At 60.5% G+C, this 25,637-nt stretch carries 26 protein-coding genes; 17 read left to right on the top strand and 9 right to left on the bottom strand.

Features of this window, described 5'->3' with window-relative positions:
• Positions 1 to 28 precede the first annotated feature (28 nt).
• The 12 genes from cobO to BWR59_RS21100 all read left to right on the top strand — a co-directional run bounded on the left by cobO (position 29) and on the right by BWR59_RS21100 (position 11,016).
• Positions 29 to 640, top strand: coding sequence for a cob(I)yrinic acid a,c-diamide adenosyltransferase (gene cobO / locus BWR59_RS21155; protein WP_081567584.1), 612 nt, complete (start codon positions 29 to 31; stop codon positions 638 to 640).
• Complete coding sequence (locus BWR59_RS21150; protein WP_081567583.1) at positions 637 to 1,938, top strand: cobyrinate a,c-diamide synthase; 1,302 nt, start codon at positions 637 to 639, stop codon at positions 1,936 to 1,938. Before cobO ends, BWR59_RS21150 begins: the two co-directional genes overlap by 4 nt.
• Positions 1,935 to 2,585, top strand: a complete 651-nt coding sequence (gene bluB, locus BWR59_RS21145) for a 5,6-dimethylbenzimidazole synthase (RefSeq protein ID WP_081567582.1) — start codon at positions 1,935 to 1,937, stop codon at positions 2,583 to 2,585. Before BWR59_RS21150 ends, bluB begins: the two co-directional genes overlap by 4 nt.
• On the top strand, positions 2,582 to 3,490 hold the full coding sequence (gene cbiB / locus BWR59_RS21140; protein WP_081567581.1) for an adenosylcobinamide-phosphate synthase CbiB: 909 nt from the start codon (positions 2,582 to 2,584) through the stop codon (positions 3,488 to 3,490). Before bluB ends, cbiB begins: the two co-directional genes overlap by 4 nt.
• A complete protein-coding gene (cobD, locus tag BWR59_RS21135; RefSeq protein ID WP_081567580.1) occupies positions 3,483 to 4,502 on the top strand; it encodes a threonine-phosphate decarboxylase CobD in 1,020 nt (339 codons plus the stop codon). Before cbiB ends, cobD begins: the two co-directional genes overlap by 8 nt.
• Entirely contained in the window at positions 4,499 to 5,977 is a 1,479-nt protein-coding gene (locus BWR59_RS21130; protein ID WP_081567579.1) for a cobyric acid synthase, read from the top strand. Before cobD ends, BWR59_RS21130 begins: the two co-directional genes overlap by 4 nt.
• Entirely contained in the window at positions 5,977 to 6,498 is a 522-nt protein-coding gene (cobU, locus tag BWR59_RS21125; RefSeq protein ID WP_081567578.1) for a bifunctional adenosylcobinamide kinase/adenosylcobinamide-phosphate guanylyltransferase, read from the top strand. Before BWR59_RS21130 ends, cobU begins: the two co-directional genes overlap by 1 nt.
• A complete protein-coding gene (gene cobT, locus BWR59_RS21120; protein ID WP_081567577.1) occupies positions 6,495 to 7,547 on the top strand; it encodes a nicotinate-nucleotide--dimethylbenzimidazole phosphoribosyltransferase in 1,053 nt (350 codons plus the stop codon). Before cobU ends, cobT begins: the two co-directional genes overlap by 4 nt.
• Positions 7,544 to 8,116 (top strand): alpha-ribazole phosphatase family protein, encoded by a 573-nt coding sequence (gene cobC / locus BWR59_RS21115; RefSeq protein ID WP_081567576.1) that lies wholly within the window; start codon positions 7,544 to 7,546, stop codon positions 8,114 to 8,116. Before cobT ends, cobC begins: the two co-directional genes overlap by 4 nt.
• Positions 8,117 to 8,848: an adenosylcobinamide-GDP ribazoletransferase gene (locus BWR59_RS21110; RefSeq protein ID WP_081567575.1), complete on the top strand. Its 732-nt coding sequence runs from the start codon at positions 8,117 to 8,119 to the stop codon at positions 8,846 to 8,848.
• 194 nt (positions 8,849 to 9,042) lie between these two features.
• On the top strand, positions 9,043 to 10,242 hold the full coding sequence (locus tag BWR59_RS21105) for an MFS transporter (RefSeq protein ID WP_168184523.1): 1,200 nt from the start codon (positions 9,043 to 9,045) through the stop codon (positions 10,240 to 10,242).
• Positions 10,243 to 10,464: 222 nt separating this feature from the next.
• Positions 10,465 to 11,016: a redoxin domain-containing protein gene (locus BWR59_RS21100; protein WP_081567573.1), complete on the top strand. Its 552-nt coding sequence runs from the start codon at positions 10,465 to 10,467 to the stop codon at positions 11,014 to 11,016.
• 100 nt (positions 11,017 to 11,116) lie between these two features.
• Here the strand turns inward: BWR59_RS21100 and BWR59_RS21095 are convergent, their stop codons facing one another.
• The 3 genes from BWR59_RS21095 to BWR59_RS21085 all read right to left on the bottom strand — a co-directional run bounded on the left by BWR59_RS21095 (position 11,117) and on the right by BWR59_RS21085 (position 13,550).
• Positions 11,117 to 12,415, bottom strand: coding sequence for an outer membrane protein transport protein (locus BWR59_RS21095; RefSeq protein WP_081567572.1), 1,299 nt, complete (start codon positions 12,413 to 12,415; stop codon positions 11,117 to 11,119).
• A gap of 139 nt (positions 12,416 to 12,554) precedes the next feature.
• A complete protein-coding gene (locus tag BWR59_RS21090) occupies positions 12,555 to 13,046 on the bottom strand; it encodes a hypothetical protein (protein WP_081567571.1) in 492 nt (163 codons plus the stop codon).
• A gap of 279 nt (positions 13,047 to 13,325) precedes the next feature.
• Positions 13,326 to 13,550, bottom strand: coding sequence for a hypothetical protein (locus BWR59_RS21085; protein WP_081567570.1), 225 nt, complete (start codon positions 13,548 to 13,550; stop codon positions 13,326 to 13,328).
• Positions 13,551 to 14,624: 1,074 nt separating this feature from the next.
• Here BWR59_RS21085 and rmuC point away from each other — a divergent pair.
• The 3 genes from rmuC (at position 14,625) to BWR59_RS33060 (ending at position 18,045) form a co-directional block, all read left to right on the top strand.
• The gene (gene rmuC, locus BWR59_RS21080) at positions 14,625 to 15,959 is read left to right on the top strand and encodes a DNA recombination protein RmuC (protein ID WP_178111243.1); all 1,335 of its coding nucleotides are present in this window, start codon (positions 14,625 to 14,627) and stop codon (positions 15,957 to 15,959) included.
• A gap of 327 nt (positions 15,960 to 16,286) precedes the next feature.
• Positions 16,287 to 17,738 carry an NCS1 family nucleobase:cation symporter-1 gene (locus BWR59_RS21075; protein ID WP_081567569.1) on the top strand — a complete coding sequence of 484 codons (1,452 nt, stop codon included), beginning with the start codon at positions 16,287 to 16,289 and terminating at the stop codon, positions 17,736 to 17,738.
• Positions 17,739 to 17,919: 181 nt separating this feature from the next.
• Positions 17,920 to 18,045: a PA1414 family protein gene (locus tag BWR59_RS33060; protein ID WP_256601618.1), complete on the top strand. Its 126-nt coding sequence runs from the start codon at positions 17,920 to 17,922 to the stop codon at positions 18,043 to 18,045.
• 140 nt (positions 18,046 to 18,185) lie between these two features.
• Here BWR59_RS33060 and BWR59_RS21070 read toward each other — a convergent pair whose 3' ends face one another.
• The 3 genes from BWR59_RS21070 to speB form a co-directional block, all read right to left on the bottom strand.
• Positions 18,186 to 18,476: a hypothetical protein gene (locus BWR59_RS21070; protein ID WP_081567568.1), complete on the bottom strand. Its 291-nt coding sequence runs from the start codon at positions 18,474 to 18,476 to the stop codon at positions 18,186 to 18,188.
• 255 nt (positions 18,477 to 18,731) lie between these two features.
• Positions 18,732 to 20,111: a sodium:solute symporter gene (locus BWR59_RS21065; RefSeq protein WP_081567567.1), complete on the bottom strand. Its 1,380-nt coding sequence runs from the start codon at positions 20,109 to 20,111 to the stop codon at positions 18,732 to 18,734.
• 158 nt (positions 20,112 to 20,269) lie between these two features.
• Positions 20,270 to 21,220, bottom strand: coding sequence for an agmatinase (gene speB, locus BWR59_RS21060; RefSeq protein ID WP_081567566.1), 951 nt, complete (start codon positions 21,218 to 21,220; stop codon positions 20,270 to 20,272).
• Positions 21,221 to 21,386: 166 nt separating this feature from the next.
• Here speB and BWR59_RS21055 point away from each other — a divergent pair, with 166 nt between their 5' ends.
• Complete coding sequence (locus BWR59_RS21055; RefSeq protein ID WP_081567565.1) at positions 21,387 to 22,280, top strand: LysR family transcriptional regulator; 894 nt, start codon at positions 21,387 to 21,389, stop codon at positions 22,278 to 22,280.
• Positions 22,281 to 22,292: 12 nt separating this feature from the next.
• Entirely contained in the window at positions 22,293 to 22,883 is a 591-nt protein-coding gene (locus BWR59_RS21050) for a DTW domain-containing protein (RefSeq protein WP_081567564.1), read from the top strand.
• A 3-nt stretch (positions 22,884 to 22,886) separates the two neighbouring features.
• On the opposite strand, the gene BWR59_RS21045 is transcribed toward BWR59_RS21050, so the two are convergent.
• The 3 genes from BWR59_RS21045 to BWR59_RS21035 form a co-directional block, all read right to left on the bottom strand.
• Entirely contained in the window at positions 22,887 to 23,111 is a 225-nt protein-coding gene (locus tag BWR59_RS21045; protein WP_081567563.1) for a DUF6316 family protein, read from the bottom strand.
• A 369-nt stretch (positions 23,112 to 23,480) separates the two neighbouring features.
• The gene (locus BWR59_RS21040) at positions 23,481 to 24,095 is read right to left on the bottom strand and encodes an NAD(P)H-dependent oxidoreductase (RefSeq protein ID WP_081567562.1); all 615 of its coding nucleotides are present in this window, start codon (positions 24,093 to 24,095) and stop codon (positions 23,481 to 23,483) included.
• Positions 24,088 to 25,482, bottom strand: a complete 1,395-nt coding sequence (locus BWR59_RS21035) for a class II fumarate hydratase (protein ID WP_081567561.1) — start codon at positions 25,480 to 25,482, stop codon at positions 24,088 to 24,090. Before BWR59_RS21035 ends, BWR59_RS21040 begins: the two co-directional genes overlap by 8 nt.
• Positions 25,483 to 25,637: the final 155 nt, after the last annotated feature.

Genomic DNA, 25,637 nt, shown 5'->3' with positions numbered 1-25,637 from the left:
CACACCTGCCCTCAAGCGGAGAGCTGAGATGAGCGAATCCCCCGAACGTGACGAACGCCACCTGGCGCGCATGCTGCGCAAAAAGGCGGTAATGGACGAGCGCATTGCCAGCGCCCCCAATGAATGCGGCTTGTTGCTGGTACTGACCGGCAACGGCAAAGGCAAGAGCAGTTCCGCCTTCGGCATGTTGGCGCGAGCCATGGGGCATGGCATGCAGTGTGGCGTGGTGCAGTTCATCAAGGGCCGCAACGCCACGGGCGAAGAGCTGTTCTTCCGCCGATTCCCTGAACAAGTCAGCTATCACGTCATGGGCGAGGGCTTCACCTGGGAAACTCAGGATCGCCAGCGCGATATTGCGGCCGCCGAAGCCGCCTGGGTCGTTACCCAAAAATTGCTGAAGGACCCGGCCATCGGCCTGGTGGTCCTCGACGAACTCAATATCGCCCTCAAGCACGGTTACCTCGATCTGGAACAGGTGCTCAGCGATCTGCAGGCGCGCCCGCCCATGCAGCATGTCGTGATCACTGGCCGTGGTGCCAGGCAGGAATTGATCGATTTGTCTGACACCGTTTCCGAGATTGGCGTGGTCAAGCACGCCTTCCAGGCCGGTATCAAGGCGCAGAAGGGCATTGAATTGTGAGTGAGCGTCAGCCTCGGCAGTGCCCGGCGGTTCTGATCGCCGCGCCTGCTTCCGGTCAGGGCAAGACCACGGTGACTGCCGCCCTTGCGCGTTTGCACCGCAATCAGGGTCGAAACGTGCGCGTGTTCAAGTGTGGCCCTGACTTTCTCGATCCGATGATTCTGGAGCGCGCCAGCGGCAACCCGGTGTACCAGTTGGACATGTGGATGGTCGGCGAAGACGAAAGCCGGCGTCTGCTCTGGGAAGCGGCTGCCGATGCTGACCTGATTCTGATCGAAGGCGTCATGGGGCTGTTCGACGGCACCCCGTCCAGCGCCGATCTGGCGCGACACTTCGGCGTGCCAGTGCTGGGCGTGATCGACGGCACCGCCATGGCCCAGACCTTCGGTGCGTTGGCCTTGGGGTTGGCGCGTTATCAGCCGGACTTGCCCTTCGCTGGCGTCCTGGCCAACAGAGTGGGCACGGTGCGTCACGCGCAATTGCTGGAAGGCAGCCTGACCGAAGGCTTGCGCTGGTATGGCGCGTTGTCGCGGGAGACCGGAATCGAGCTGCCGAGTCGTCATCTGGGCCTCGTGCAAGCCAGTGAGCTGAATGACCTAGACGTGCGTCTGGACGCGGCTGCTCAAGCCTTGGCCAGCACTTGCGATGCGACGCTGCCGCCCGCCGTGACCTTCACTGCACCGGATTTCCTTGCCGCCGAGCCTTTGCTCGAGGGCGTGCGCATTGCCGTCGCTCATGACGAGGCCTTTGCCTTCACCTACGGCGCGAGCCTCGATCTGCTGCGGGCGATGGGCGCTGAACTGCTGTTTTTCTCGCCCATCCGCGACCACCGGATTCCTGACGCAGACAGCCTGTATCTCCCTGGGGGCTACCCGGAACTGCATCACGTGGCCCTGGGGCAGAACGTATCGATGCTGGAAGCGATCCGCGCGCACCATGGCGCTGGCAAGCCATTGCTGGCCGAGTGTGGGGGCATGCTGTATCTGCTCAATGCCCTGACTGATGTCGACGGCCAGCGCGCCGAACTGGTGGGGTTGCTCGACGGTGAAGCGGTGATGCAAAAGCGCCTCGCGGCTCTGGCCCTGCAAACGGTTGAACTGCCCGAAGGGACGTTGCGTGGTCACACTTACCATCATTCCCTGACCAGCACCGAACTGACCCCGATTACCCGTGGCGTCAGCCCTAATGGCGGCCGAGGTGCCGAAGCGGTGTACCGTGAGGGCAGAATGACGGCCTCCTACGTGCATTTCTATTTCCCATCCAACCCCCAGGCGATGGCGGCGCTGTTGTTGCCATGACTGACCAGGCCTTCAGCGACGACGAGCGCGCTGCCGTTTACCGGGCCATTGCCGAGCGTCGGGACATGCGTCACTTCAGCGGCGGCACGGTTGCGCCGCAGTTGCTGGCGCGTCTGCTGGAAGCGGCTCATCACGCACCAAGCGTCGGCCTGATGCAGCCGTGGCGCTTCATTCGCATCAGCGACCGTCACTTGCGCGAACAGATTCAGGCACAGGTGGAAGAAGAGCGTATTCGCACCGCCGAAGCGTTGGGCGAACGCTCTGACGATTTCATGAGACTCAAGGTCGAAGGCATCAACGATTGTGCCGAGGTGCTGGTCGCGGCGTTGATGGATGATCGCGAAAAACACATCTTCGGTCGCAGGACTCTGCCGGAAATGGACATGGCGTCGCTGTCCTGCGCCATTCAGAACCTGTGGCTGGCGGCCCGTGCCGAGGGATTGGGGATGGGCTGGGTGTCGCTGTTCGACCCATTGTCACTGGCCCGACTGCTGGAGATGCCAACCGGTTCAAAACCCTTGGCGATTCTGTGCCTGGGACCCGTCAAGGAATTCTATCCGGCGCCGATGCTGGTTCTTGAAGGCTGGGCGCAGGCGCGTCCGCTGCAGGAGCTGGTCTACGAGAACAAATGGGGAGTGAGTGCATGAGCGTGGCGTTATTGAGCGTCGCCGGCGTCGCGCTGGATGCGCTGCTCGGCGAGCCAAAACGGAACCATCCGCTGGTGGCATTCGGGCGATATGCCGAGCGTATCGAGCAACGTTTCAACTCGGCCGGACGCGGCTGGCGCAGCCATGGCGTTACGGCGTGGTTCATCGCGGTCGTGCCGCTGACCCTGCTGATCACCTTTCTCAGTTGGCTGCCTTACATTGGCTGGCTGGTGGAGGTCGCGGCGTTATATTGCGCGCTGGGCCTGCGCAGCCTTGGTGAACACGTCGAGCCGGTGGCTCAGGCGTTGCGCAGCGCCGATCTGGAAGAGGCGCGCCGTCGGGTGGGCTATCTGGTCAGCCGTCAGACATCCGAGCTGGATGCGACCGAAGTCGCCCGCGCTGCCACCGAGTCGGTGCTGGAAAACGGCAGCGACGCGGTGTTTGCGGCGATTTTCTGGTTTGCGGTACTCGGCGCGCCGGGCGTGGTGCTTTATCGCTTGAGCAACACGCTGGACGCCATGTGGGGCTACCGCAACGAACGTTTCGAGCGTTTCGGTTGGGCTGCGGCGAAAATCGACGACCTGCTTAACTACATTCCTGCGCGGCTGGTGGCGTTGACCTACGCGGTGTTGGGCAAGACCCGACTTGCCCTTCGCTGCTGGCGAACGCAGGCGCCCAAATGGGACAGCCCGAACGCAGGCCCGGTCATGGCCGCTGGCGCGGGTGCCCTGGGGGTTGAGCTGGGTGGCGCGGCGATCTATCACGGCGAGCTGCATCAACGTCCGCAATTGGGCGAAGGTGTTCCGGCCGACGCCAACTCCATCGATCGTGGATGGCAACTGGTGCAGCGCGGCGTCTGGCTGTGGCTGCTGATCCTGTGCCTGGGGACTGAATTCTATGCTTGAGCACGGCGGTCGACTGCGCGGCGCGGTTGCAAAATACGGCATCGACGAAGCGGACTGGCTCGACCTGTCCAGCGGCATTTCGCCCTGGTCATGGCCGATTCCGCCGATCCCTGAGTCGGCATGGGCGCGTCTGCCGGAAACCGATGACGGGCTGGAAAGCGCGGCGCGCCTTTATTACGGCGCGCCCGATCTGCTGCCGGTAGCCGGTTCTCAGGCAGCGATTCAGGCGCTTCCCCGTTTGCGTCAGGCTGGCAAGGTCGGCGTGCTTTCGCCCTGTTATGCCGAGCATGCCGAGGCTTGGCGCAGCAACGGTTTTGTGGTGCGCGAAGTGCTGGAGCACGAAGTCGAGCGTTTCATCGATGCCCTCGACGTGCTGGTGGTGGTCAACCCGAACAATCCCACCGGCCTGAGCCTGACCCCGGAGCGTTTGCTGGAATGGCACGCGCGACTCGCCCAGCGCGGCGGCTGGCTGGTGGTGGACGAGGCATTCATGGACAACACGCCACAGCTGAGTCTGGCTGCCGAGACACAACGTCCCGGACTGATCGTGTTGCGCTCGTTCGGTAAATTCTTCGGTCTGGCCGGTGTACGTCTGGGGTTCGTGCTCGCCGAGTCGCGTTTTCTCAAGGTGCTCGCCAGACAGATCGGCCCTTGGTCGGTCAGTGGTCCTACGCGGATCCTCGGTCAGGCCTGTCTGGATGACGTGGAAGGGCATCGAGTTCAGCGCAAGCGCACCGAGCACGCCAGCCAGCGGTTGGTGGAGCTGCTGACCCGCCACGGTTTCGCCCCGCAGGGCGGCTGCGCGTTGTTTCAATGGCTGATTACGCCGCTGGCCGCCGAGCTGCATGAGTTCTGTGCGCAACGCGGGATTCTGCTGCGCATCTTCCTCAGCAGCGGGGCCGTGGACAATCAAGGCGCTCATGACAGCCTACGGTTTGGCCTGCCTCGCGAGGCCGCCGACTGGCAGCGACTGGAACAGGCATTGAGCGAATTTTCCCGGGGGCGTGCATGAACACTCCGAAAACCGGCAAGACCCTGATGGTGCAAGGCACCACTTCGGATGCCGGTAAAAGCACCTTGGTAACGGCGCTGTGCCGTTGGCTGACCCGTCAGGGCGTGCGCACCGTGCCGTTCAAACCACAGAACATGGCACTCAACAGCGCAGTGACGGCGGACGGCGGCGAGATTGGTCGCGCACAGGCGGTACAGGCGCAGGCGTGCAACCTGGAGCCGCACACCGACATGAATCCGGTGCTGCTCAAACCCAACAGCGACACCGGCGCGCAGGTGATCATTCACGGTCGTGCAGTCACCACCATGAACGCTCTGGCCTATCACGACTACAAAGCCATCGCCATGAAGGCCGTGCTGGCGTCCCATCAGCGGCTGAGTGAAAACTGGCCGGTGGTGATGGTCGAGGGCGCGGGCTCTCCGGCCGAGATCAATCTGCGTGCGGGCGACATCGCCAACATGGGTTTCGCAGAAGCCGTGGATTGCCCGGTTTTGCTGGTGGCCGATATCAACCGCGGCGGCGTTTTCGCCCATCTGGTGGGGACGCTTGAGTTGTTGTCTGCGAGCGAGCAGGCGCGGGTGAAGGGTTTCATCATCAACCGCTTTCGCGGCGACATAGCCTTGCTGCAACCGGGCCTGGACTGGCTGGAACAGCGCACCGGCAAACCGGTGGTGGGCGTGCTGCCGTATGTCATGGACTTGCATCTGGAAGCCGAGGACGGTCTCGATCAGCGTCAGACCGACAAGGCCGAGCAGGTGCTCAACGTGGTGGTGCCAGTGTTGCCGCGCATCAGCAACCACACCGATTTTGATCCGCTGCGCCTGCACCCGCAGGTCAATCTTCAATTCGTCGGCCCGGGCCAGCCGATTCCCTCCGCTGACCTGATCATCCTGCCGGGCTCCAAAAGCGTGCGCAGCGACCTGACTTATCTGCGTAGCCACGGCTGGGACGTCGCGATCAGCCGCCATCTGCGTTATGGCGGCAAGGTGCTGGGCATCTGCGGCGGTCTGCAAATGTTGGGCGCCGAACTTCACGATCCGCATGGCCTGGAAGGTGCCGCCGGATCAAGTCCGGGGCTCGGTCTGCTGGCGATGAGCACGGTGCTGGAGAACGAAAAACAACTGCGCAACGTACGCGGTCGTCTGGCCCTGGAAGATGCTGAGGTCAGCGGCTACGAGATTCATGCCGGCGTTACCAGCGGCCCTGCGCTGGAACAGCCTCTCGTGCACCTCAACGACGGGCGTTGCGACGGTGCGCAAAGCGCCGACGGGCAAGTACTCGGGACGTATCTGCACGGCCTGTTCGAACACCCGGCGTCGAGCAGCGCCTTGCTGCGCTGGGCCGGGTTGCAGAACGTACAGCAGGTTGATTATCACGCCCTGCGCGAACGCGATATCGAACGGCTGGCCGACCTGGTGGAGAGGCACCTGGATGGCAAGCTGCTGCGTGAACTCTGCGGTCTGGAGCAAGGCTGATGCTGCAATTGATTCTGGGCGGTGCCCGTTCCGGCAAAAGCCGATTGGCCGAAAAACTGGCCAGCGAGAGCGGGCTTGAGGTCATTTACATTGCCACCAGCCAACCGCTCGATGGCGAAATGAATCAGCGCGTGGCGTTGCATCGCCAGCGCCGCCCTGACAGTTGGGGCCTGGTCGAGGAGCCGCTGGAGCTGACGAAAGTATTGAAACAAAGCGCGGGGCCTGGGCGCTGCCTGCTGGTGGACTGCCTGACCCTGTGGCTGACCAATCTGCTGATGCTGGAAGATCCGCAGCGACTGGCGCAGGAGCGCGACGCGTTACTCGACTGCCTGGCAGAACTGCCGGGCGAAATCATATTCGTCAGCAACGAAACCGGGTTGGGCGTGGTGCCCCTCGGTGAGCTGACCCGTCGTTATGTCGATGAAGCCGGCTGGCTGCATCAGGCACTGGCCGAACGATGCCAGCGCGTGGTATTCACCGTCGCCGGACTGCCCATGACCTTGAAAGGATCCGCACTATGAGCAATGCCTGGTGGCTCGCCGCTGCACGGGAAGTCGACGATGACAGCCGCGAGCAAGCGCTGGCCCGACAACAGCAACTGACCAAGCCTGCCGGGTCTCTGGGCCAACTGGAAGCAGTGGCTGTGCAACTGGCCGGATTGCAGGGGCAGGTCAAGCCCAAGGTCGACAAGGTCTGGATCGCGATCTTCGCGGGCGATCATGGCGTGGTCGCCGAAGGGGTATCTGCCTATCCGCAGGAAGTCACCGGGCAGATGTTGCACAACTTCATCATGGGCGGTGCGGCGATCAGCGTGTTGGCCAGGCAGTTGTCCGCGCAACTGGACGTGGTCGACCTCGGCACCGTCTCGCCTTTGAATCTGCCGGGCGTGCGCCATCTCAATCTGGGCGCAGGCACAGCCAACTTCGCCAAGGGCCCGGCGATGACCCAAGAGCAACTGGAAGGCGCGTTGGCTGGCGGTCGCGACAGCGTTTTGCGGGCCAAGGCGGCAGGCACCGAGCTGTTCATCGGCGGTGAGATGGGCATCGGCAACACGACCGCAGCCAGTGCGGTCGCCTGTTCGCTGCTCGATTGCCCGGCCCCGTTGCTGGTCGGCCCTGGCACCGGTCTCGATGCCCAGGGCATCAATCACAAGGCTCAGGTGATCGAGCAGGCGTTGCAACTGCATGCTGCGCAGTCCGGCGATGCGATGGGCAGCTTGCGTGCGCTGGGTGGTTTTGAAGTCGCTGCCTTGGTGGGCGCATATCTGGCGTGCGCGCAGGAAGGCATCGCCGCCCTGGTGGATGGCTTCATCTGCACGGTGGCGGCGCTGGTGGCCGTGCGCATCAATCCGTCGTGCCGGCCTTGGCTGTTCTTCGGCCATCGCGGCGCCGAGCCCGGTCATCGCCATGTGCTGGAAACCCTGCAGGCCGAGCCTTTGCTGGAACTCGGCCTGCGTCTGGGCGAGGGCAGTGGGGCGGCATTGGCGGTGCCGTTGCTGCGTCTGGCCTGTGAGCTGCACAGCGGCATGGCGACTTTCGCTGAAGCCGCAGTCGCGGATCGCCCGGCATGACGTTGCATCTGGACCTGCTGCGTCATGGCGAAACCGAGCTGGGCGGCGGCTTGCGCGGCAGTCTCGACGATGCCCTGACTGACGCTGGCTGGCAGCAGATGCGTGCGGCCGTCGTCGAAGCCGGCCCCTGGGATCGCATCGTCGCCTCGCCATTGCAACGTTGCGCGCGATTCGCAGAAGAACTGTCCGCACGTCTGTCGCTGCCCTTGCAGCTGGACGTTGATCTCCAGGAGCTGCACTTCGGTGACTGGGAAGGCATTGGCACGGCGCAGCTGATGGAAACCGACGCCGAAGGTCTGGGGCGCTTTTGGGAAAATCCCTACACGTTCACGCCGCCCAATGGCGAGCCCGTGCTGGCGTTTTCGGAGCGTGTGCTGGGCGCTGTCCGGCGTATTCAAAACGCCCACGACGGCGAACGCATTCTGCTGATCAGCCACGGCGGCGTGATGCGCTTGTTGCTGGCCCAGGCGCGTGGCTTGCCTCGCGAGCAGCTGTTGCAGGTGGTGGTGGGGCATGGCGGGTTGTTCAGCCTGAACGTCGCAGCCGATGGTGCACTGACGGAGGTTTGAATGCTGCCGTTCTGGATTGCCGTGCAGTTTCTCAGCAGCTTGCCGATTCGCCTGCCGGGAATGCCCGAGCCGCAGGAGTTGGGGCGTTCGCTGCTGTTCTATCCGCTGGTGGGGCTGGTGTTCGGGTCGGTGCTGATGGGCTTGAATCTGCTGCTTTCGGGGACGCCGCAATTGCTTCACGCTGCATTGTTGCTGGCGGCGTGGGTGTTGCTCAGCGGCGGTCTGCATCTGGACGGTCTGGCGGACAGCGCCGATGCCTGGCTCGGTGGATTCGGCGACCGCGAACGCACCCTCACGATCATGAAAGATCCACGCAGTGGACCGATTGCCGTGGTCACGCTGGTGATTGTGCTGTTGCTGAAATTCAGCGCAATCCTGGCGCTGATCGATGCCCATCACAGTGTCGGCCTGCTTCTCGCGCCGGTCATTGGCCGCGCTGCGATGTTGGGGTTGTTCCTCAACACCCCCTATGTTCGGGCGGGCGGATTGGGACAGGCGCTGGCCGATCACCTGCCGCGCCAGCGGGGGATTCAGGTGCTGGGGATGACTGCCATTGCCTGTGTGCTGATTTCGGGTTGGGGCGGGGTATGGTCGGTAGTGATTGCTACAGCAGGGTTCTACTGGTTGCGCAAGTTGATGATCCAGCGCCTCGGTGGGAGTACCGGCGACACGGCGGGGGCGACGCTGGAATTGCTCGAAGTGCTGGTGCTTGTGACCCTGGCATTGATCTGATTCGACGCGGTCGCGTGGTATTTACCGCTGTTGATCCCATCGTCGGTGAGCTCGCGAACTTCCCATGTCCATCCCCGCCATGTCGATTGACACCCTTGAACGCCGGGCGTAGCTTGCGCAGCTTCAGATTTGGTGGCATATGCACCTAATTTTTGCGCGCGCTTTTTGAACTCTGGAGAACAACAATGATATCGGTGTGGCGTACCAGTGGCTGGATTCTGCTGGGCAGTGCCCTGATTCTGGCCTTGTCGCTGGGCACGCGGCATGGCTTTGGCCTGTTCCTGCCGCCGATGAGCGCGCAGTTTGGCTGGGGGCGGGAGGTCTTTGCGTTCGCCATCGCCTTGCAGAACCTTGTCTGGGGTCTGGCCCAGCCGTTCACGGGCGCGCTGGCCGATCGCTTCGGTGCAGCCAAAGTGGTGTTCATCGGCGGCATTTTATACGCCGCCGGTCTGGCGCTGATGAGCTTGGCGGACTCGCCCGCGTCGCTGTCATTGAGCGCCGGCCTGCTGATCGGCATGGGGCTGTCAGGCACCACCTTCTCGATCATTCTCGGTGTGGTAGGGCGTGCGTTGCCGCCCGAGAAGCGCAGCATGGGCATGGGGCTGGCCAGCGCGGCCGGTTCGTTCGGCCAATTCGCGATGCTCCCCGGCACGCTGGGCCTGATCGGCTGGTTGGGCTGGTCGATGGCACTGGTCGCGCTGGGCCTGCTGGTCGCGTTCATTCTGCCGTTGGTGGCGATGCTCAAGGACAAGCCGGTTCCGGTCGCTACCGGTGATCAGACGCTGCGCGAAGCGTTGCATGAGGCCTGTACCCATTCCGGCTTCTGGCTGCTGGCTTTTGGTTTCTTCGTCTGCGGGTTCCAGGTGGTGTTCATCGGCGTGCACCTGCCAGCCTATCTGGTGGATCAACACCTGCCCGCCACGGTCGGAACCACGGTGCTGGCCTTGATCGGGCTGTTCAACGTGTTCGGCACTTATATAGCAGGCTGGCTGGGCGGGCGGATGTCCAAGCCTCGTTTGCTGACGGGCCTGTATCTGCTGCGCGCCGTGGTCATCGTCCTGTTCCTCTGGGCACCGCTGACGCAGACCACCGCTTATCTGTTCGGGATTTCCATGGGCCTGCTGTGGCTGTCGACCGTGCCGCTGACCAATGGCACCGTGGCCACGCTTTTCGGTGTGCGCAACTTGTCGATGCTCGGTGGTATCGTTTTCCTGTTCCACCAGCTGGGCGCCTTCCTCGGCGGATGGCTGGGCGGTGTCGTGTACGACCACACGGGGAATTACGACTTGATCTGGCACGTATCGATAGCCCTGAGCCTAATGGCAGCGGCCCTGAACTGGCCGGTGCGTGAGCGCCCCGTGGCGCGCCTGCAGATCCAGCCGGTGGCGCTGTGAGCAGGCTCGTTCCCTGGCTCGGTGGCGCGCTGGCGATAGCGGCGCTGCTGCTGTTGGCGTGGTGGGGCTGGCAGCGCGTCGGCCTTGGCGCTTTGCAGCTGGGCATGTCCTGCTGAGCGTCGCTGTGCGCTAGGCATTCGTCACGGCAGGGAGTAGCGTGGTGTCCCGACACCCGACACCCGACACCCGACACCCGACTCCTGGTCTTGAATGGATGCCGTCATGAGAATTCGCTGGATCTGCCTTCCCGTCCTTCTGTTTAACATCAGCGGCGCCGTCATGGCCGCCGACTGCCCGCCGTTGCTGCAGGGTGATTTGCCAAAACTGCGCGCCAAACAGGATATCGACCTGTGCAAGCAGTTCGCGGGCAAACCCATGCTGGTGGTCAATACGGCCAGTTTCTGTGGCTTCGCACCCCAGTTCAAAGGTCTGGAAGCCTTGAATCAGCGGTTCAAGGGACAGGGGCTGGAGGTGCTCGGCGTTCCTTCCGATGACTTTAAACAGGAATCCAACGACGCGGCTGAAACGGCCAAAGTCTGCTACGTCAATTATGGCGTGACCTTCACCATGACCGAGCCGCAGCCGGTGCGCGGCTCCGACGCGATCAATCTGTTCAAGGTGCTGGCCGAACAGAGCAACGCGCCACGCTGGAATTTCTATAAATATGTGGTGGACCGCAAGGGCAATGTGGTCGCCAGTTTCTCAAGCAAGACCACTCCGGATGACCCGGAACTGATTTCGGCGATCGAGAAGGCCATTGCGTCCAAGCCTTGAATGCGCTTGATGGACTCCACAACGAAAAACCCCGCATTCATCGCTGGCTGCGGGGTTTTCTGTCTGGCGAACCGGTGATCTGCCGGTTCCGCCGACTGCATCAGAAGCGGTAGGTCAGGCCCAGGCCGAAACCGTTGGCGCTGTTTTCATACTTGGCGTTGTACGTCTGACCCAGCGGGCTTACGTCGTGAACCTTGACGTCTTCTTCTTTCAGGTACGAGTACGCAACATCGATGGTGATGTCGTCAGTCGGGCTGTAACCGGCGCCCAGGCTGAAGATCGTGCGGTCGCCGGTCGGGATGCGTGGCGAACGGTTCTCGTTGTTGGTTGGCGACTGATCGAACGTCAGACCGGTGCGCAGAACCCATTGCTTGTTCAACTGGTACGAAGTACCGATTGCGTAAGCCCAGGTGTCATGCCAGTTCTGCTCTTCAGTGATGTTGCCGAACAGGCGAGGTGCCAGCGCACCGCCGCTCACGCCAGAGTTCTTGACTGTGATGTCTTCCAGGCGACTCCAGCGAGTCCAGGTTGCGCCCGCATAGAGCTTCCACGCATCGTTCATCTTCTGCGTGACCGAGAAGTCCACGGACTCCGGGGTGTCGAGGCTGAGCTTGGCATCGTAACGTCCGGCGCTGAGCAACGCTGGAGGAACGCCGGCGCCTGGAGTCACTTCAGTGTGACCTTCAAGCTTGTACGTTACTTTGGAGTGATAAGTCAGGCCGACGCTGGTGGTGTCGGTGGCTTGAACGAGGATACCGGCATTGAAGCCGTAGCCAACGTCATCACCCTTGACCTGCACGCGGCCATCGCCTGCCGGGCGGCCGGTGATCGGAGCGGTTACGCCGCTCAGGTTCGGGTTTGATTCAAGCACGCCGGAGATACGGTTGATGGTCGGACCAAAACCGATCGATACCTTGTCGTTGAATGCGTAGCTGACAGTTGGCTGGAAGGTAATGACCTTCACCTGGCTCTTGCTGCCGAAATTACGGCCCTGGAAGCTGCTTTCGTAGTCGGTGATCAGACCGAACGGTGCGTACACACCCAGGCCGAAGGCCCACTGATCGTCGATTGGCTTGACGTAGAAGCCCATCGGTACGGCAGTGAACGGCACCATGTCGCCTTTGTTGGTGCCAGCGCTACGGCCGCTGGTGTCGGAGATGTCAGTCTTGGCATCGATCGCGGCGACGCCCACAGTCACTTGCTGGCGTTTGAGGCGCGACATGCCGGCCGGGTTGCCATAAACGATGCTGGCGTCATCGACGGAAGAGGAACGACCGGCGAAACCGGTGCCCATGCCGCTGATGCTTTGCTCGTTGAGGGCAAAACCGGATGCGAAAATCTGGGTGGAGGCGAGAGTAATGGCGAGACTGAGGCTGGATTTGATCATTGTTTTTTTCATTGTTAGAACTCCTTGTTGATCACCGCGCGGAAATTACCAATATTTTTCATAACGCGCTATAGGCTGGATCACCCGAGATAGAGCAGTTTTTGTAGGACAATCCGGGAAGATTGCTGCGAACGTCAGCGAAACCGCCGAGTCACAAAATGGCCGGTTCCGCCTGAAGCAGGGGGCGAACGGAGGTTTGCCAGGCGGTGGTGAAATCCTGAAGACGACCTTGTGGCTGAAATATCCTGCGCCACATTCGGGCCATGCCCATCAGGTCATCTTCGGCGGGGAGGGAGGTGCGGCTCGCTTCGACCATCATCCACGCAATGGCGGTGGAGTAACGCAGGTTGACGGTGAGTTCGAGATCGGGGCCTGTCAGAAATGCGTGCTGGCTGGCGAGGCCTCTGACCAGGCTCGCCAGATCAGGGTCCTTGGCCAGGTAGCCGTCCCACAATTGGTAATGCAGCGAGTCGGAAATCCCGTAAAGACCATGCCCACGCTGGCTATCAAGCTCTGCGCCCAGTGCCGACTGGCTGGCGGCGACGCCGAGCAGGAAGAACTCGGCTCCAGGATGTTGGCGGCCGAGATAGATCAGCGTGGGGCGGATCACATAACGGCACAGTTCACTGGCAGCGATTCCCATAACACCCTCGGGAAGTAAATGAGCCGGCGGACCCTGACGCTTGGCAGCGGTGATGGAGTTCGGGTCCCCCGGAAGCGGCTCAGACCGCTTGACTTGAAGTGTAGTGTCATATTTGCGATGTAAAGGGCTGTTTTTAAAATCTTTCCCGATCTGCATGGCGTCTCATATACCGCGCAGCGATTAGCCCGATTATTTTTTCATAACGAAAACAGGTACAAAAAAGCCCCACCGTTTGAGGGTGAGGCTTGGGTGCCCGGATTTTTTAACCGACGAACGGTATCAGGCGGTCAGTGCCTGGCGTGTACGGTCGATCACCGCCTGCAGCGGTTCAGGGCTGGAGTACTGATCGGGATACAGGCGCTCGCTGTGACGGGCGATGCCGTGTTCGTTGACGATGGTGAAGCTGAAGCAGCCTTTGCGGGCGGCCATGATCAGGCAGTCCATAGGGGCGAAGGCGTTGGTGAGTGTACGGATGGCAGTCTGAGTCTGGATATGAGTAGTCATGTAATGGTGTTTCCTGAATCGACACGCAGTAAGAGGCGTGCAAAATAAAAACGTTCCAGTAAACGCGGGCCGGTGCTCGAATGCGAGTCAGGGCAAGGCGCAGAACCTGTCTGGAACAAAAGCAGCCAGTTGAAGCGCGGTTATCGTGTGGCGCTGGGCTGACTGGTAGGTACTTAGGAGGGCAGGCGACACAACAGGAGCAAAGGTTCAATGCTCGGGGTGAAGATCCTGATCAATTTGCAGGCTGGTTTGAGCAGGCCATGAATGCTTCTTCACACCTCCGATTTTTCGGCAGGCTGTGCGAGTTCACGTCTGGAAACCATCGAGGTGATCGATCCCTTTTTTCAGTCCGTTTGCTAAGCAGCAAATCGTGGCTGGGGGATTTGTTCGATCAGAATTGACTTTCAGCTTGGTACTAACGGCGGCGATGCTAACTGATTCCGCTCGGCATTGGAAGAGAGGATTCAGGAAATGTGTATTTGTTCACGCTGCTGATAGCGATTTGCCGTGTTTCTGTCCTTTAAGACCTCGATTCTCACGTTATCGATCCGCCTTATAGCGATTGGAAATTGACTTGTGCACATTAAAGCGGTTAGCTGCCATCTCACTGTCACATTCAGTCGTAACAGTCTGATTTCATGTGGCGATTTATTAAGTCAATGAAAAACATCGGTTTTTTTCATTGGTGAAAAAATCGTCAGTTTGAACGCAGGCCCCATTCTACCTGCGTTTGCGCGGGTTAAAGGGGTGTTGTCCACTGAGTTATCCACAGGTTTTGTGGATTGTCCCGAGCGCTTGCTCTAGTACGCGCCTTTGCGCCAGTGAGCTACGCTGTCTTCCTTCGCGCTTCGACCCTCCATCGTAATCTGACGCCATCGTCGCTTCTGCGCATAATGCTGCCAGCATGAATTGTGGAGTCGGGAAATGTTTATGGCTTTGGACCTCACCAGCCTGTTGCTGGGATTGGGGGCAGCGGCGTTGCCGTTGCTGGCATTGGCGTGGCAACTGCAGCGTCGCGTGGCGCAACGCGAAGCGGATGCGGCGTTACTGGACGAGCGTTTGAGTAACGCGCAGATGGCGCAGGACGGCTTGAACGCGCAACTGGATGCGTGTCGTGACGAGATCAGCGATCTGGGCCAGGCCAACTCCGTGAAGCAAGCCGATCTTGCGGCATTGCGCCGCGAGGTCGAACTCCTTCGCCAGCAAGATGAGGCGTCGCGTCTTGCCCAGGAAGGCTGGAGTCAGGAGCGCAGCGGTAAAGAAGCTGAACTGCGCCGGCTGGATTCGCAGTGTGCATCCCTCACTGCCGAGTTGCGCGAGCAACAGGAAAGCCACCAACAACGTCTCAATGACTTGCAGGGTTCGCGCGACGAGCTGCGGGCGCAGTTCGCCGAGCTTGCCGGGAAGATCTTCGACGAGCGCGAGCAGCGATTTGCCGAGACCAGCCAGCAGCAGTTGGGACAGTTGCTCAACCCGCTGAAGGAGCGCATTCAGTCGTTCGAAAAACGGGTGGAGGAAAGCTATCAGCAGGAAGCGCGGGAGCGTTTCTCGTTGGGCAAGGAACTGGAACGTCTGCAGTTGCTCAATCAGCGGCTGAGCGACGAGGCCACCAACCTGACCCGAGCCCTCAAGGGGCAGAAGACTCAAGGCAATTGGGGCGAGTTGATCCTCGAACGGGTGCTGGAACATGCCGGGCTCGAGAAGGGCCGCGAGTATCAGACTCAGGTCAGTCTCAAGGGCCCCGACGGCGAGCGCTTCCAGCCTGACGTGCTGATCATGCTGCCTGGCGACAAGCAGGTGGTTGTCGATGCCAAGGTCAGCCTCACGGCGTATCAGCAGTACGTCTCGGCTGATGACGATGTGATTGCCCAGGTCGCGCTGAAACAGCATGTGCTTTCGCTGCGTAACCACGTCAAAGGCCTTTCCGGCAAGGATTACAAGCGGCTGGAAGGCCTGCACAGCCTGGATTTCGTCTTGTTGTTCGTGCCCATCGAAGCAGCGTTTTCGGCCGCGTTGCAGGCTGAGCCGAACATGTTTCAGGAAGCATTCGACCGCAATATCGTGATCGTCAGCCCCACCACGCTGTTGGCGACGCTGAGGGTGATCGACAGCCTGTGGAAGCAGGAACGTCAGAGTCAGAACGCGCGGGAAATCGCCGAACGGGCCGGCTGGCTGTACGACAAGTTCGTGTTGTTCATTCAGGATCTGGACGAGGTTGGCAGTCGTTTGCAGCAACTGGACAAGGCGTACGGCGCGGCGCGGAACAAATTGGTGGAGGGGCGCGGCAACCTGGTCAGCCGCAGCGAACAACTCAAATTGCTTGGTGCGCGGGCCAGCAAGAATTTGCCTGCGGAGTTGCTGGAGCGGGCCATGACCGATGAAGACGGCCTGGTGCAACTTCCGGAATAAAAGTGCCGGACAATATTTAGCTGTGTTGTATACAAATATTGTCTGGTTTTACTAAGTCGCTCTGGTTGCCCATAAAACGCACCGCGATCATGCACCGCTGCACTGCGACGAGGCGATCCGTTGCCTTTACCGGTTGATCTTGTACCGCTATCCCTTTTCCCTTGAGCCCTTACAAAACCGCTATTTAGCGCCCATTTCGCGCGCGTGAAATCGCTATGGCACGCATTCTGCCTATTGGTTCGTATACAACTCATGCTCGCTCCCGTACGCAGTGTATCTGGCAGGTCTGTTTTCGGGAGCCAGTTTGTCCGATCAGGGAGAAATGCGATGACCGAGCCAATGCCCAAGGGTTACAGCCCCCGTTTATATAATCAGGACCTGGGGCCGCTGCCGCAGAAATGGAGCTGGTACAACATTTTTGCGTTCTGGATGAGTGACGTGCACAGCGTCGGCGGTTACGTATTCGCAGCCAGCCTGTTCGCGTTGGGCCTGGCGAGTTGGCAGGTGTTGATCGCGCTGCTGGTGGGCATTTGCATCATTCAGGTCATCGCCAACCTGCTGGCCAAACCCAGCCAGCAGGCAGCAGTGCCTTATCCGGTGATCTGCCGCTTGGCCTTCGGTGTGTTCGGAGCAAACATCCCGGCAGTGATTCGCGGCCTGATCGCGGTCGCCTGGTACGGCGTTCAGACTTATCTGGCGTCCAGCGCGCTGATCATCGTGGTTCTGCGCTTCTTCCCGCAGATGTCGGAGTATGCGCAGCCACAGTTCGCCGGCTTGTCGTACCTGGGGTGGTTCGGCTTCCTCGCGCTGTGGCTGGTGCAGGCTGCGGTGTTCTGGACGGGCATGGATTCGATTCGTCGCTTTATCGATTGGGCGGGGCCGGTGGTCTACGCAGTGATGTTTATGCTGGCAGGCTGGATCGTCTGGAAAGCCGGTTGGGCCAACATCAGTTTCACGCTGTCCGAGAAGTCGCTGACGGGCTGGGAGGCATTTTCACAAGTGATTATGGCGACCGCGCTGGTGGTGTCCTACTTCTCGGGTCCTACGCTTAACTTTGGCGATTTCAGTCGTTACTGCCGGAGCATGTCTGAAGTCCGTCGCGGAAATTTCTGGGGCCTGCCGGTCAACTTCCTGGCCTTCTCGCTGGTGACGGTCGTCATCGTTTCCGGAACGCTGCCGGTGTTCGGCGAGATGCTGCATGATCCGATTGCCACCGTGGCGCGAATCGACAACGACGTGGCCGTGTTGCTCGGTGCTTTCGCTTTCGTGACTGCGACCATCGGCATCAATATCGTTGCCAACTTCGTTTCTCCAGCGTTCGATTTCGCCAACGTGGCACCCAGCAAGATCAGCTGGCGCGTCGGCGGCATGATCGCGGCCGTCGCCTCGATATTCATCACTCCGTGGAACCTGTTCAATAACCCGGCAGTGATCCACTACACCCTCGACGTGCTGGCCGCATTCATCGGCCCACTGTTCGGCATCCTGTTGGTGGACTATTACCTGATCAAGAAACAACAGATCGACGTTGATGCGCTGTTCAATGACGGCCCGACCGGGCGCTACTGGTATACGGGCGGGGTCAATTACACCGCGGTCAAGGCGCTGGTTCTGGCGACGCTGGCGGGGATTGCGATCACCTTTATTCCTGCGTTGCAGCCGATGGCCAATTTCGCCTGGTTTACCGGCTGCTTCCTTGGCGGGGGTCTGTTTTACGTGTTCGCACGTCGCACTCAGGCTCACGAAGGCATGGCACTGAGCCCAGCGGTGCCGGGCTGATGTAACGACCGTTTGTCGGTCGAAGCTTTCGATTTGCTGTCTTGAAATGTCTTAGCGTAAAGAAAGGGAAAATTTCCTTGCCGCGACACTCGGTAGCAGGCGTAAAGTGCGACTTAGCACTATGATCTGCTTAGGCGGATCAGAAGTTGGCTGCCGGGTATTTCCCTGAAGGGGGCGTTATATGAACAGCAAATTGCAAGAATGGCTTCACGACGTGGGTGTCGCACTGGGTCTGATCGAGCGACCAAAATTGCAGCCCATTCCTGTGCGTACCGACGATGACGAGCGTCGTCGCCCTCGCCGTTAAGCCAGGATCACCGTCCAGTTGAAATAACAGCGGTGCTATCGGTTGATAGCCCGCTCGTACTGCGCATCCAATCGCGGCCATTCGAGCATGCGATATTTTTCTTTATCTTCCATACATTCGTGAATCGAACGCATCTGCGTTCAGTGATTCTTCTTGCCTTTCATGTGCGTGAATATCAAGTCCACCAGGCCCTGCAGCGTCAGCTGGTTGTACGTCGCATGGTCAGGCAAACGAGAAATGTCGGATTTGATCCGCTGTGGAAGCTCGATATTGAAGTCCGTTTGCAGCGTGCTGAAAAACTCTTCGAAGTCATCTTCGTCCAGTACCAGCTCGGTCAACAGAGCGTCGTCTTCTTCTTGAATCAGCGACTTGTCGACCAGAATCTTTCCGAGTGTATCGATAACGTGTTGTTTGACCTCTGCGTGATTCATGGCAAGCCCTCTGCTGTGACGTGTTCGAAAATCACCCCGACTTCAAGAAACAGAGGGTTGTCGCGTGACAGCGGGCTTCAACGTTTCTCCCTGAAAAATATCCCGTTACGGTCCTTTGCCGCGTTGCTGTCCGGCTTAAGGCTAGTTCACTTTTGTCCCTCTGGGCCGGTCGTATCAAGCTGATTTTTTGTAACCGGGCATAAAAAAGGACGCCCTCGGGCGCCCTTGATCTTTATCACATCTGTAACGTTTCGATCATGCCGCGCTGGGCACTGCTGCGGGGCGTGGCGATACCAGACTGACCACCACGAAACTGACCAGACCGACCGCCAGGCTGTAGTAGATCGGCGTGTTCGCATCCAGGCCATCCTTGAACATGAACACCAGGGCGGTGACGAAGCCCAGGGTCATGCTGGTGATGGCGCCAGCGGTGGTCGCGCGTTTCCAGTAGATCGCGCCGATCAGCGGAATCAGCATGCCGCCTACCAGCAGGTTATAGGCCAGGGTCAGGGCGCTGATCACGTCGTTGACCACCAGTGCGATTGCCAGCACGACGATGCCGGTCAGCGCCGTGAACAGGCGGTTGATGCCCAGGCTCGATTGTTTGCCGCCACGCAGTTTCGGCAGCAGATCTTCGGTCAGGGTGGTCGATGCAGCCAGCAGACCGGCGCTGGCAGTGGACATCATGGCCGCCAGAGCGGCGGCGATTACCAGACCACGAATGCCGTCCGGCAACGACGCTTTCACGATGGCGGCGAAGGCGGTGTTGACGTTGGCCAGGTCAGGCAGCAGAACATGGGCGGCCATGCCGATCAGCGCACAAGCCAGGCCGTAGATGATGCAGTAGACGCCTGCAACCGAGCCTGCGTACCTGGCGACTTTGTCGGTGCGCGCGGTGAACACGCGCTGCCAGATATCCTGGCCGATCAGGATGCCGAAGAAGTAGATCAGGAAGTAGGTGATGATCGTGTCCCAGCCGATGGTGGTCCAGCTGAAGCTTGAGGCCGGCAGCTTGGCGACCAGTTCGTCCCAGCCGCCGACGCGGTACAGGCAGATCGGCAACAGGATGAACATCAGGCCGACGGTCTTGATCACGAACTGCACGATATCGGTCAGGGTCAGCGACCACATGCCGCCGATGGTCGAATACACCACGACCACGCCGCCGCCCAGCACCACCGAAACCCAGAACGGCAGGTCGAACAGCACTTGCATGACGGTGCCGATGGCAAGGATCGAGGTCACCCCGATCATCAGCGCGTAAGCCAGCATGATCACCGCGCTCGCCTGACGGGCCATCGGGTTGTAGCGTTTTTCGAGGATCTGGGTGACGGTAAAGATGCGCAGCTTGAGCAACGGTTTGGCGAGAAACAGGTTCAGCGCGATGATCCCCAGGCCCAGCGCGGCGCAGAGCCAGAAACCGGAAATGCCGTGGACGTAGCCCAGACGGACCGTGCCGACGGTGGAGGCACCGCCCAGAACGGTGGCGGCCATGGTGCCCATGTACAGGGTTGGGCCGAGGTTTCGCCCGGCGACCAGGTAATCTTCGTGGGTCTTGGCCTTGCGCATGCCGTACCAGCCCAGCACCAGCATGCCGGCCGCGTAGATCAGCACGACGAAAATATCTAAAGCCATGGAGTGTCTCCAATCATTGTTTTTATAGTGAATCGCGAATCGTCCCGCTGAAACGGCGCAGGCAGTCAGCAGGAGAAGGCTGTTTTATGTGTTGTTCTGAATAGTGTCGCGCGGTTGCGACAGTGCCCCTGTAGCAGTCCGGCTTGCCGATCAGCCCTTTAGCGGTGCGTCACACCCGGCAGTACGCAGAGCATTTCGTACAGCAGGTTGGCGCCCAGCAGCGAGGTGTTGCCGGTGGTGTCATAAGGCGGCGAGACTTCTACCAGATCGCAACCGATCAGGTCGAGGCCCTGGCAACCACGGATGATTTCGATGGCTTGAATGGTGGTCAGGCCGCCGATTTCCGGGGTGCCGGTACCGGGTGCCCAGGCCGGGTCGATACCGTCGATGTCGAAGCTCAAGTACACCGGGCCGCCACCGACTTTTTCGCGTACTTCTGCCATCAGCGGTGCCAGCGACTTGTGCCAGCACTCTTCGGCCTGCACCACGCGGAAGCCCTGTTTGCGACTCCAGTTGAAGTCTTCGGCGGTATAGCCCTGAGCGCGCAGACCGATCTGCACCACGCGGTCGCAATCCAGAAGGCCTTCTTCTACGGCACGGCGGAAGGTCGTGCCGTGGGCGATCTTCTCGCCGAACATGTGATCGTTGACGTCAGCATGGGCGTCGATGTGAACCAGACCGACCTTGCCGTGTTTCTTGTGAATGGCACGCAGAATCGGCAGGGTGATGGTGTGGTCGCCACCCAGCGTCAGCGGGATGATGCCGTGTTCGAGGAAACCGTCGTAGGCTTCTTCGATGATGCGTACGGCGTCCAGCAGGTTGAAGGTGTTGATGGCGACGTCGCCGATGTCGGCAACCGACAGCGAGTCGAAGGGCGCAGCGCCCGTGGCCATGTTGTAAGGACGGATCATCACCGATTCGGCGCGGATTTCACGAGGTCCGAAACGGGTGCCAGCCCGCAGCGAAGTGCCGATGTCCAGAGGCACGCCAATAAAGGCGGCATCGAGGCCCGCGGCCGTTTGCAGGTGTGGCAGACGCATCATGGTTGCGATGCCGGCGAAGCGCGGCATTTCGTTGCCGCCCAGTGGTTGGTGGAAAATCTTGTCCACGGGATTGCCTCATCGGTGAGTTATTAATAGTTGTTAGAGCTGGGCGGATTCTGCGAACCGCGCGGCCTGCGAACAATCGCTGAGGCAAAATACTTAGTTCAGAGATTTCTGAAGTATCGGGTAAGCTGCGCGAATTGCTACAGCGACAACACATCCCGGACCCATCATGGCCAACGCATTACCCGATCTGAAACTGCTGCGAATCTTCGTCTGCGTGGTCCGCCATCAGGGCTTTGCCAGCGCGCAGCAGGAACTCAATCTGTCGACCTCGGCGATCAGCACCTACATGAGCCAACTGGAGTCCGCGCTGGGCATCGTGTTGTGCCATCGCGGCCGTGGCGGTTTCAGTCTGACCAGCAAGGGCGAGCTCTTTCATCAGGAAACGCTGCGCCTGCTTGGCGAGCTGGAAGGCTTCGAACTCTACGCTGCGGCCCTCAAGGGCGAGCTGCGCGGGACGCTGAATCTGGGCGTACTGGATTCCACCGTAAGCGACCGCGCCTTGCCGTTCGCCGAAGTGATTGGAGCCTATAGCGAAGAGCACCCGGCGGTGCACCTGCACCTGTCGGTGATGAGCCCTTACGAATTGCAGCTCGGGGTGCTGGATAACCGCCTGGATCTGGCCATCGGCTCGTTCTCCACGCGCATGAACGGCTTGTTGTATCAGCCGCTGTACCGTGAACAGCACTGGTTGTATTGCAGCAGTCGTCATCCGCTGTTTGCCGAGCGACGCATTCCTGAGCCGGTGATCACCCAGCAGCGCATGGTCGGGCGTGGTTACTGGAGTCAGGCGGAACTGGCGCGGCATGGCTTCAAGCACAGCGCCGCAACGGTGGAAAGTATGGAAGCTCAGCTGATCCTGGTGCTGTCCGGCGCCTACATCGGCTATCTGCCAGAGCACTACGCGCAGTCATGGGTCGACTCCGGGCACCTACGGGTGCTATTGCCTGCGACGTTCGGCTATCAGGCGCCGTTTTCGATGATCCTGCGTCGCGGGCGTAGTCGCGAGCCGCTGATCCAGACCTTCCGCGATCTGCTCAAAGCGCAGCTCAATCCGCTTTAAGGGGGCCTGGTCATGTCACGTCCGCGTTGCGAGCGTTGTTTGCGGCCGCAAAACCATTGCCTGTGCGCGTTGATTCCACAACTCGACAGCCGCACCCGGGTACTGATTCTGCAGCATCCGAGCGAGGTCAATCATGCGCTGAATACCGCGCGACTGGCGGCTTTGGGGCTGATCAACGCGCAGTTGGCGGTGGGTGAGGTCTTCGACAACCTGGACGAATTGCTGAATGTGCCGGGTTATCAGGCGCGGCTTTTGTTTCCGGGGGAGGAGGCGACGGCATTGAGGCCCCTGAGTAACGAGGCAAGTCCGATCCTGCTGGTCGTGCCGGATGGTACCTGGCGCAAGGCGCGCAAGCTGTTGCACCTCAATCCGCTGTTGGCTGCACTGCCGAGAGTGACGCTGGAAAACGCCCCGACCTCCCGCTACCGGCTGCGCAAGGCGCCGGGGCCGGACGCATTATCGACACTGGAGGCGATCACCCATGCGCTGCAGACCCTGGAGCCGGATCGCTCGTTCGAGCCGTTATTGCGGCCGTTCGATACGTTGATCGAGGGGCAGATTGCGGCCATGGGTGAAGAGACGTTTCGCCGCAATCATTCCTGATGCTCAGCCGTTCAGAAGCGAGGAGGGCGGTTCTGGCTGAGAAAATCTGCTCGCCTGCATGCGGCGAACATAGGCCTCGGTTTCACGCTCGGCGTCCTCTTTACTGAAAAAAGGGCCTTCGAGGGTGTTTTCCCGGGTGCTGAAAAAATACATACCGTTGACGCGGGAGACGCGGTCGCTGCGAAAGTGCACGGTGGTTTCAGTGTCTTGCTCACGCTTGCTCAACATGGCCTTCTCCGGTATCGGGAAGATGGTCGGAAAAAATCAGGACGGCTAAACCTGTGTCTGCGGCAACCTGATGACCTTTCCACAGCGTGATACGGAAACGTCGGCTGGCCGAATGACACTTTACTCCAAAGCGTGTCAGGTATGAACGCCTTGGATGATAGATCGCATTCGCTGCCGTCGTGACCTCCGGCGTCTCCCACAGGATCTTCGGCGGGGTGAGGAATGCGTGACTGACGCACCCGGCTCAAGCGCTGGCCTTCGCTACGTGCGGGCGCCTGTGGGAGCTTCTGGAGCTGTCCGACAGTGGCGAAAGCGGCGTATCGGTCGGCCAGTAAATAGACAGATACGCCGCGACAGCAAATCACCGGCTTACCGTTTGCCCAACGCCTCAGCCTGATGAATCCACTGCTGACGCTGTTCCTCGGTCGAGGTACGAACCGGAGAGAACTCCGTGAGCCGCTTCACCTTGATTCCGCAGAACTCCAGAATCGTTTTGGTGATTTGCCGATGCGCCGGCGCCTTGAAGACCCAGCGGAAGTAGCGCGAGGGCGTGTCGAGCGTTACCAGCAATTCCGCCGTTCTGCCTTTGAGCAACTCATTGGACGGGTGATGACGGCCGTGGGCCTTGAAGGCGAAACCGGGCATGAACACCCGGTCGAAGAACCCGCCGAGCAGGCTTGGCAGCCCGCCCCACCAGACCGGGTAGACGAACACCAGATGCTGGGCCCAGTGAATCTCTCGCTGGGCCTCCAGCAGATCATGCTCCAGCGTCTGGCTGGATTCATAGCCGCCGCGCAGCACCGGGTCGAATTCCAGTTCTTCAAGCTTCAGCACCCGCACCACATGACCCTGACTGCGTGCACCCTGGGCATAGGCTTCGCCCAGCGCGTGGCCGAGGCTGATGGTCTTCGGCGAGCCGATGACCATCAGAATGCGTTTGCCATACCCTTCCAGTGGGGTGGCGCCGCTGATCGGCTCAGCCATTGCTGCCTGCCTCGAGCATTTTTTCCGGGCGAACCCAGGCATCGAACTCGGCGTCGGTCAAAAAGCCCAGTTGCAATGCCGCTTCACGCAAGGTCAGGCCTTCGCTGTAGGCCTTCTTGGCGATCTGCGCCGATTTGTCGTAGCCGATGTGCGGGTTCAGCGCAGTCACCAGCATCAGGCCACGCTCCAGATGCTCGGCCATCTTCCCGGCATCCGGCTCCATACCGGCGATGCAATGCTCGTTGAAGTTGCGGCAGCCATCGCCCAGCAGACGAATCGATTGCAGCAGGTTGTGAATGATCACCGGCTTGAACACGTTCAGTTGCAGGTGGCCTTGGCTCGCAGCGAAGGAAATGGTGGTGTCGTTGCCCATGACCTGACAGGCCAGCATCGAAAGGGCTTCGCACTGGGTAGGGTTGACCTTGCCGGGCATGATCGAGCTGCCGGGCTCGTTCGCAGGCAGTTTGACCTCGGCAAGCCCGGCGCGCGGGCCCGAACCCAGCAGGCGCAGGTCGTTGGCGATTTTCATCAGGGTCACGGCCAGGGTCTTCAAGCCACCCGACAGCGCGGTCAAAGGCTCATGGCCGGCCAGCGCAGCGAACTTGTTTGGCGCGGTCACGAACGGCAGGCCGGAAAGCGCGGCCAGTTCAGCAGCCACCGCTTCGGCGAAACCGTGCGGAGAGTTCAGACCAGTACCGACAGCCGTGCCGCCCTGGGCCAGTTCGCAGACAGCGGGGAGGGCGGCGCGAATGCTTTTTTCGGCGTAATCGAGCTGTGCGACAAACGCCGACAGTTCCTGGCCGAAGGTGATCGGCGTGGCGTCCATCATGTGGGTACGGCCAGTCTTCACCAGTTTCATGTGGCGCGACGACTGTTCGGCGATACCGGCAGACAGTTCGGCTATCGCCGGCAGCAGCTGTTCTTTCACCGCCTGTGCTGCAGCGATATGCATGGCGGTCGGGAAGCAGTCGTTGGAGCTTTGCGAGCGGTTGACGTGATCGTTGGGGTGAACCGGCGCCTTGCCACCGCGACCTTTGCCAGCCAGTTCGTTGGCGCGGCCGGCGATCACTTCGTTGACGTTCATGTTGCTCTGCGTACCGCTGCCGGTCTGCCAGACCACCAGCGGGAACTGATCGTCCAGCTCGCCGTTGAGGACTTCGTCTGCAGACTGTTCGATCAGGCGGGCGATGTCGGCAGGCAGGTCGCCGTTACGATCGTTGACGCGAGCGGCGGCTTTCTTGATCAGCGCCAGCGCGTGCAACACCGGCAACGGCATGCGTTCCTGACCAATGGCGAAGTTGATCAGAGAGCGTTGGGTTTGCGCCCCCCAGTAAGCGTCTTCGGGGACTTCGATCGGACCAATGCTGTCGGTTTCGGTACGGCTCACTGGACTCACTCCTTAAGGTCGGTTAGCGCAGTTTAGTACCCGGGAAGCGGGATCGGTTCCCGTTGGCGGCTGCGCGGCAAGAACATGCGTCTGTAGTGTGCGACAAAATGCAGAACCCGGTCGTGTGAAACCTTACAGGCATTTCGCTGTCGCCG

The organism is Pseudomonas sp. Bc-h (assembly GCF_002080045.1).
GTDB lineage: Bacteria > Pseudomonadota > Gammaproteobacteria > Pseudomonadales > Pseudomonadaceae > Aquipseudomonas.
Note: the sequence above shows the minus strand (reverse complement) of the source record. Positions and strands in the feature narration are given on the sequence as shown.

Coding starts and splice junctions, on each gene's coding strand:
- cobO (WP_081567584.1), top strand. CDS start 29: ATGAGCGAATCCCCCGAACGTGACGAACGCCACCTGGCGCGCATGCTG.
- cobT (WP_081567577.1), top strand. CDS start 6,495: ATGAGCAATGCCTGGTGGCTCGCCGCTGCACGGGAAGTCGACGATGAC.
- BWR59_RS21095 (WP_081567572.1), bottom strand. CDS start 12,415: ATGAAAAAAACAATGATCAAATCCAGCCTCAGTCTCGCCATTACTCTC.
- BWR59_RS21085 (WP_081567570.1), bottom strand. CDS start 13,550: ATGACTACTCATATCCAGACTCAGACTGCCATCCGTACACTCACCAAC.
- BWR59_RS21050 (WP_081567564.1), top strand. CDS start 22,293: ATGTCACGTCCGCGTTGCGAGCGTTGTTTGCGGCCGCAAAACCATTGC.
- BWR59_RS21055 (WP_081567565.1), top strand. CDS start 21,387: ATGGCCAACGCATTACCCGATCTGAAACTGCTGCGAATCTTCGTCTGC.
- BWR59_RS21130 (WP_081567579.1), top strand. CDS start 4,499: ATGAACACTCCGAAAACCGGCAAGACCCTGATGGTGCAAGGCACCACT.
- cbiB (WP_081567581.1), top strand. CDS start 2,582: ATGAGCGTGGCGTTATTGAGCGTCGCCGGCGTCGCGCTGGATGCGCTG.
- BWR59_RS33060 (WP_256601618.1), top strand. CDS start 17,920: ATGAACAGCAAATTGCAAGAATGGCTTCACGACGTGGGTGTCGCACTG.
- BWR59_RS21075 (WP_081567569.1), top strand. CDS start 16,287: ATGACCGAGCCAATGCCCAAGGGTTACAGCCCCCGTTTATATAATCAG.
- bluB (WP_081567582.1), top strand. CDS start 1,935: ATGACTGACCAGGCCTTCAGCGACGACGAGCGCGCTGCCGTTTACCGG.
- cobC (WP_081567576.1), top strand. CDS start 7,544: ATGACGTTGCATCTGGACCTGCTGCGTCATGGCGAAACCGAGCTGGGC.
- BWR59_RS21045 (WP_081567563.1), bottom strand. CDS start 23,111: ATGTTGAGCAAGCGTGAGCAAGACACTGAAACCACCGTGCACTTTCGC.
- BWR59_RS21040 (WP_081567562.1), bottom strand. CDS start 24,095: ATGGCTGAGCCGATCAGCGGCGCCACCCCACTGGAAGGGTATGGCAAA.
- rmuC (WP_178111243.1), top strand. CDS start 14,625: ATGGCGCAGGACGGCTTGAACGCGCAACTGGATGCGTGTCGTGACGAG.
- BWR59_RS21090 (WP_081567571.1), bottom strand. CDS start 13,046: ATGGGAATCGCTGCCAGTGAACTGTGCCGTTATGTGATCCGCCCCACG.
- BWR59_RS21110 (WP_081567575.1), top strand. CDS start 8,117: ATGCTGCCGTTCTGGATTGCCGTGCAGTTTCTCAGCAGCTTGCCGATT.
- BWR59_RS21065 (WP_081567567.1), bottom strand. CDS start 20,111: ATGGCTTTAGATATTTTCGTCGTGCTGATCTACGCGGCCGGCATGCTG.
- BWR59_RS21100 (WP_081567573.1), top strand. CDS start 10,465: ATGAGAATTCGCTGGATCTGCCTTCCCGTCCTTCTGTTTAACATCAGC.
- cobU (WP_081567578.1), top strand. CDS start 5,977: ATGCTGCAATTGATTCTGGGCGGTGCCCGTTCCGGCAAAAGCCGATTG.
- cobD (WP_081567580.1), top strand. CDS start 3,483: ATGCTTGAGCACGGCGGTCGACTGCGCGGCGCGGTTGCAAAATACGGC.
- BWR59_RS21070 (WP_081567568.1), bottom strand. CDS start 18,476: ATGAATCACGCAGAGGTCAAACAACACGTTATCGATACACTCGGAAAG.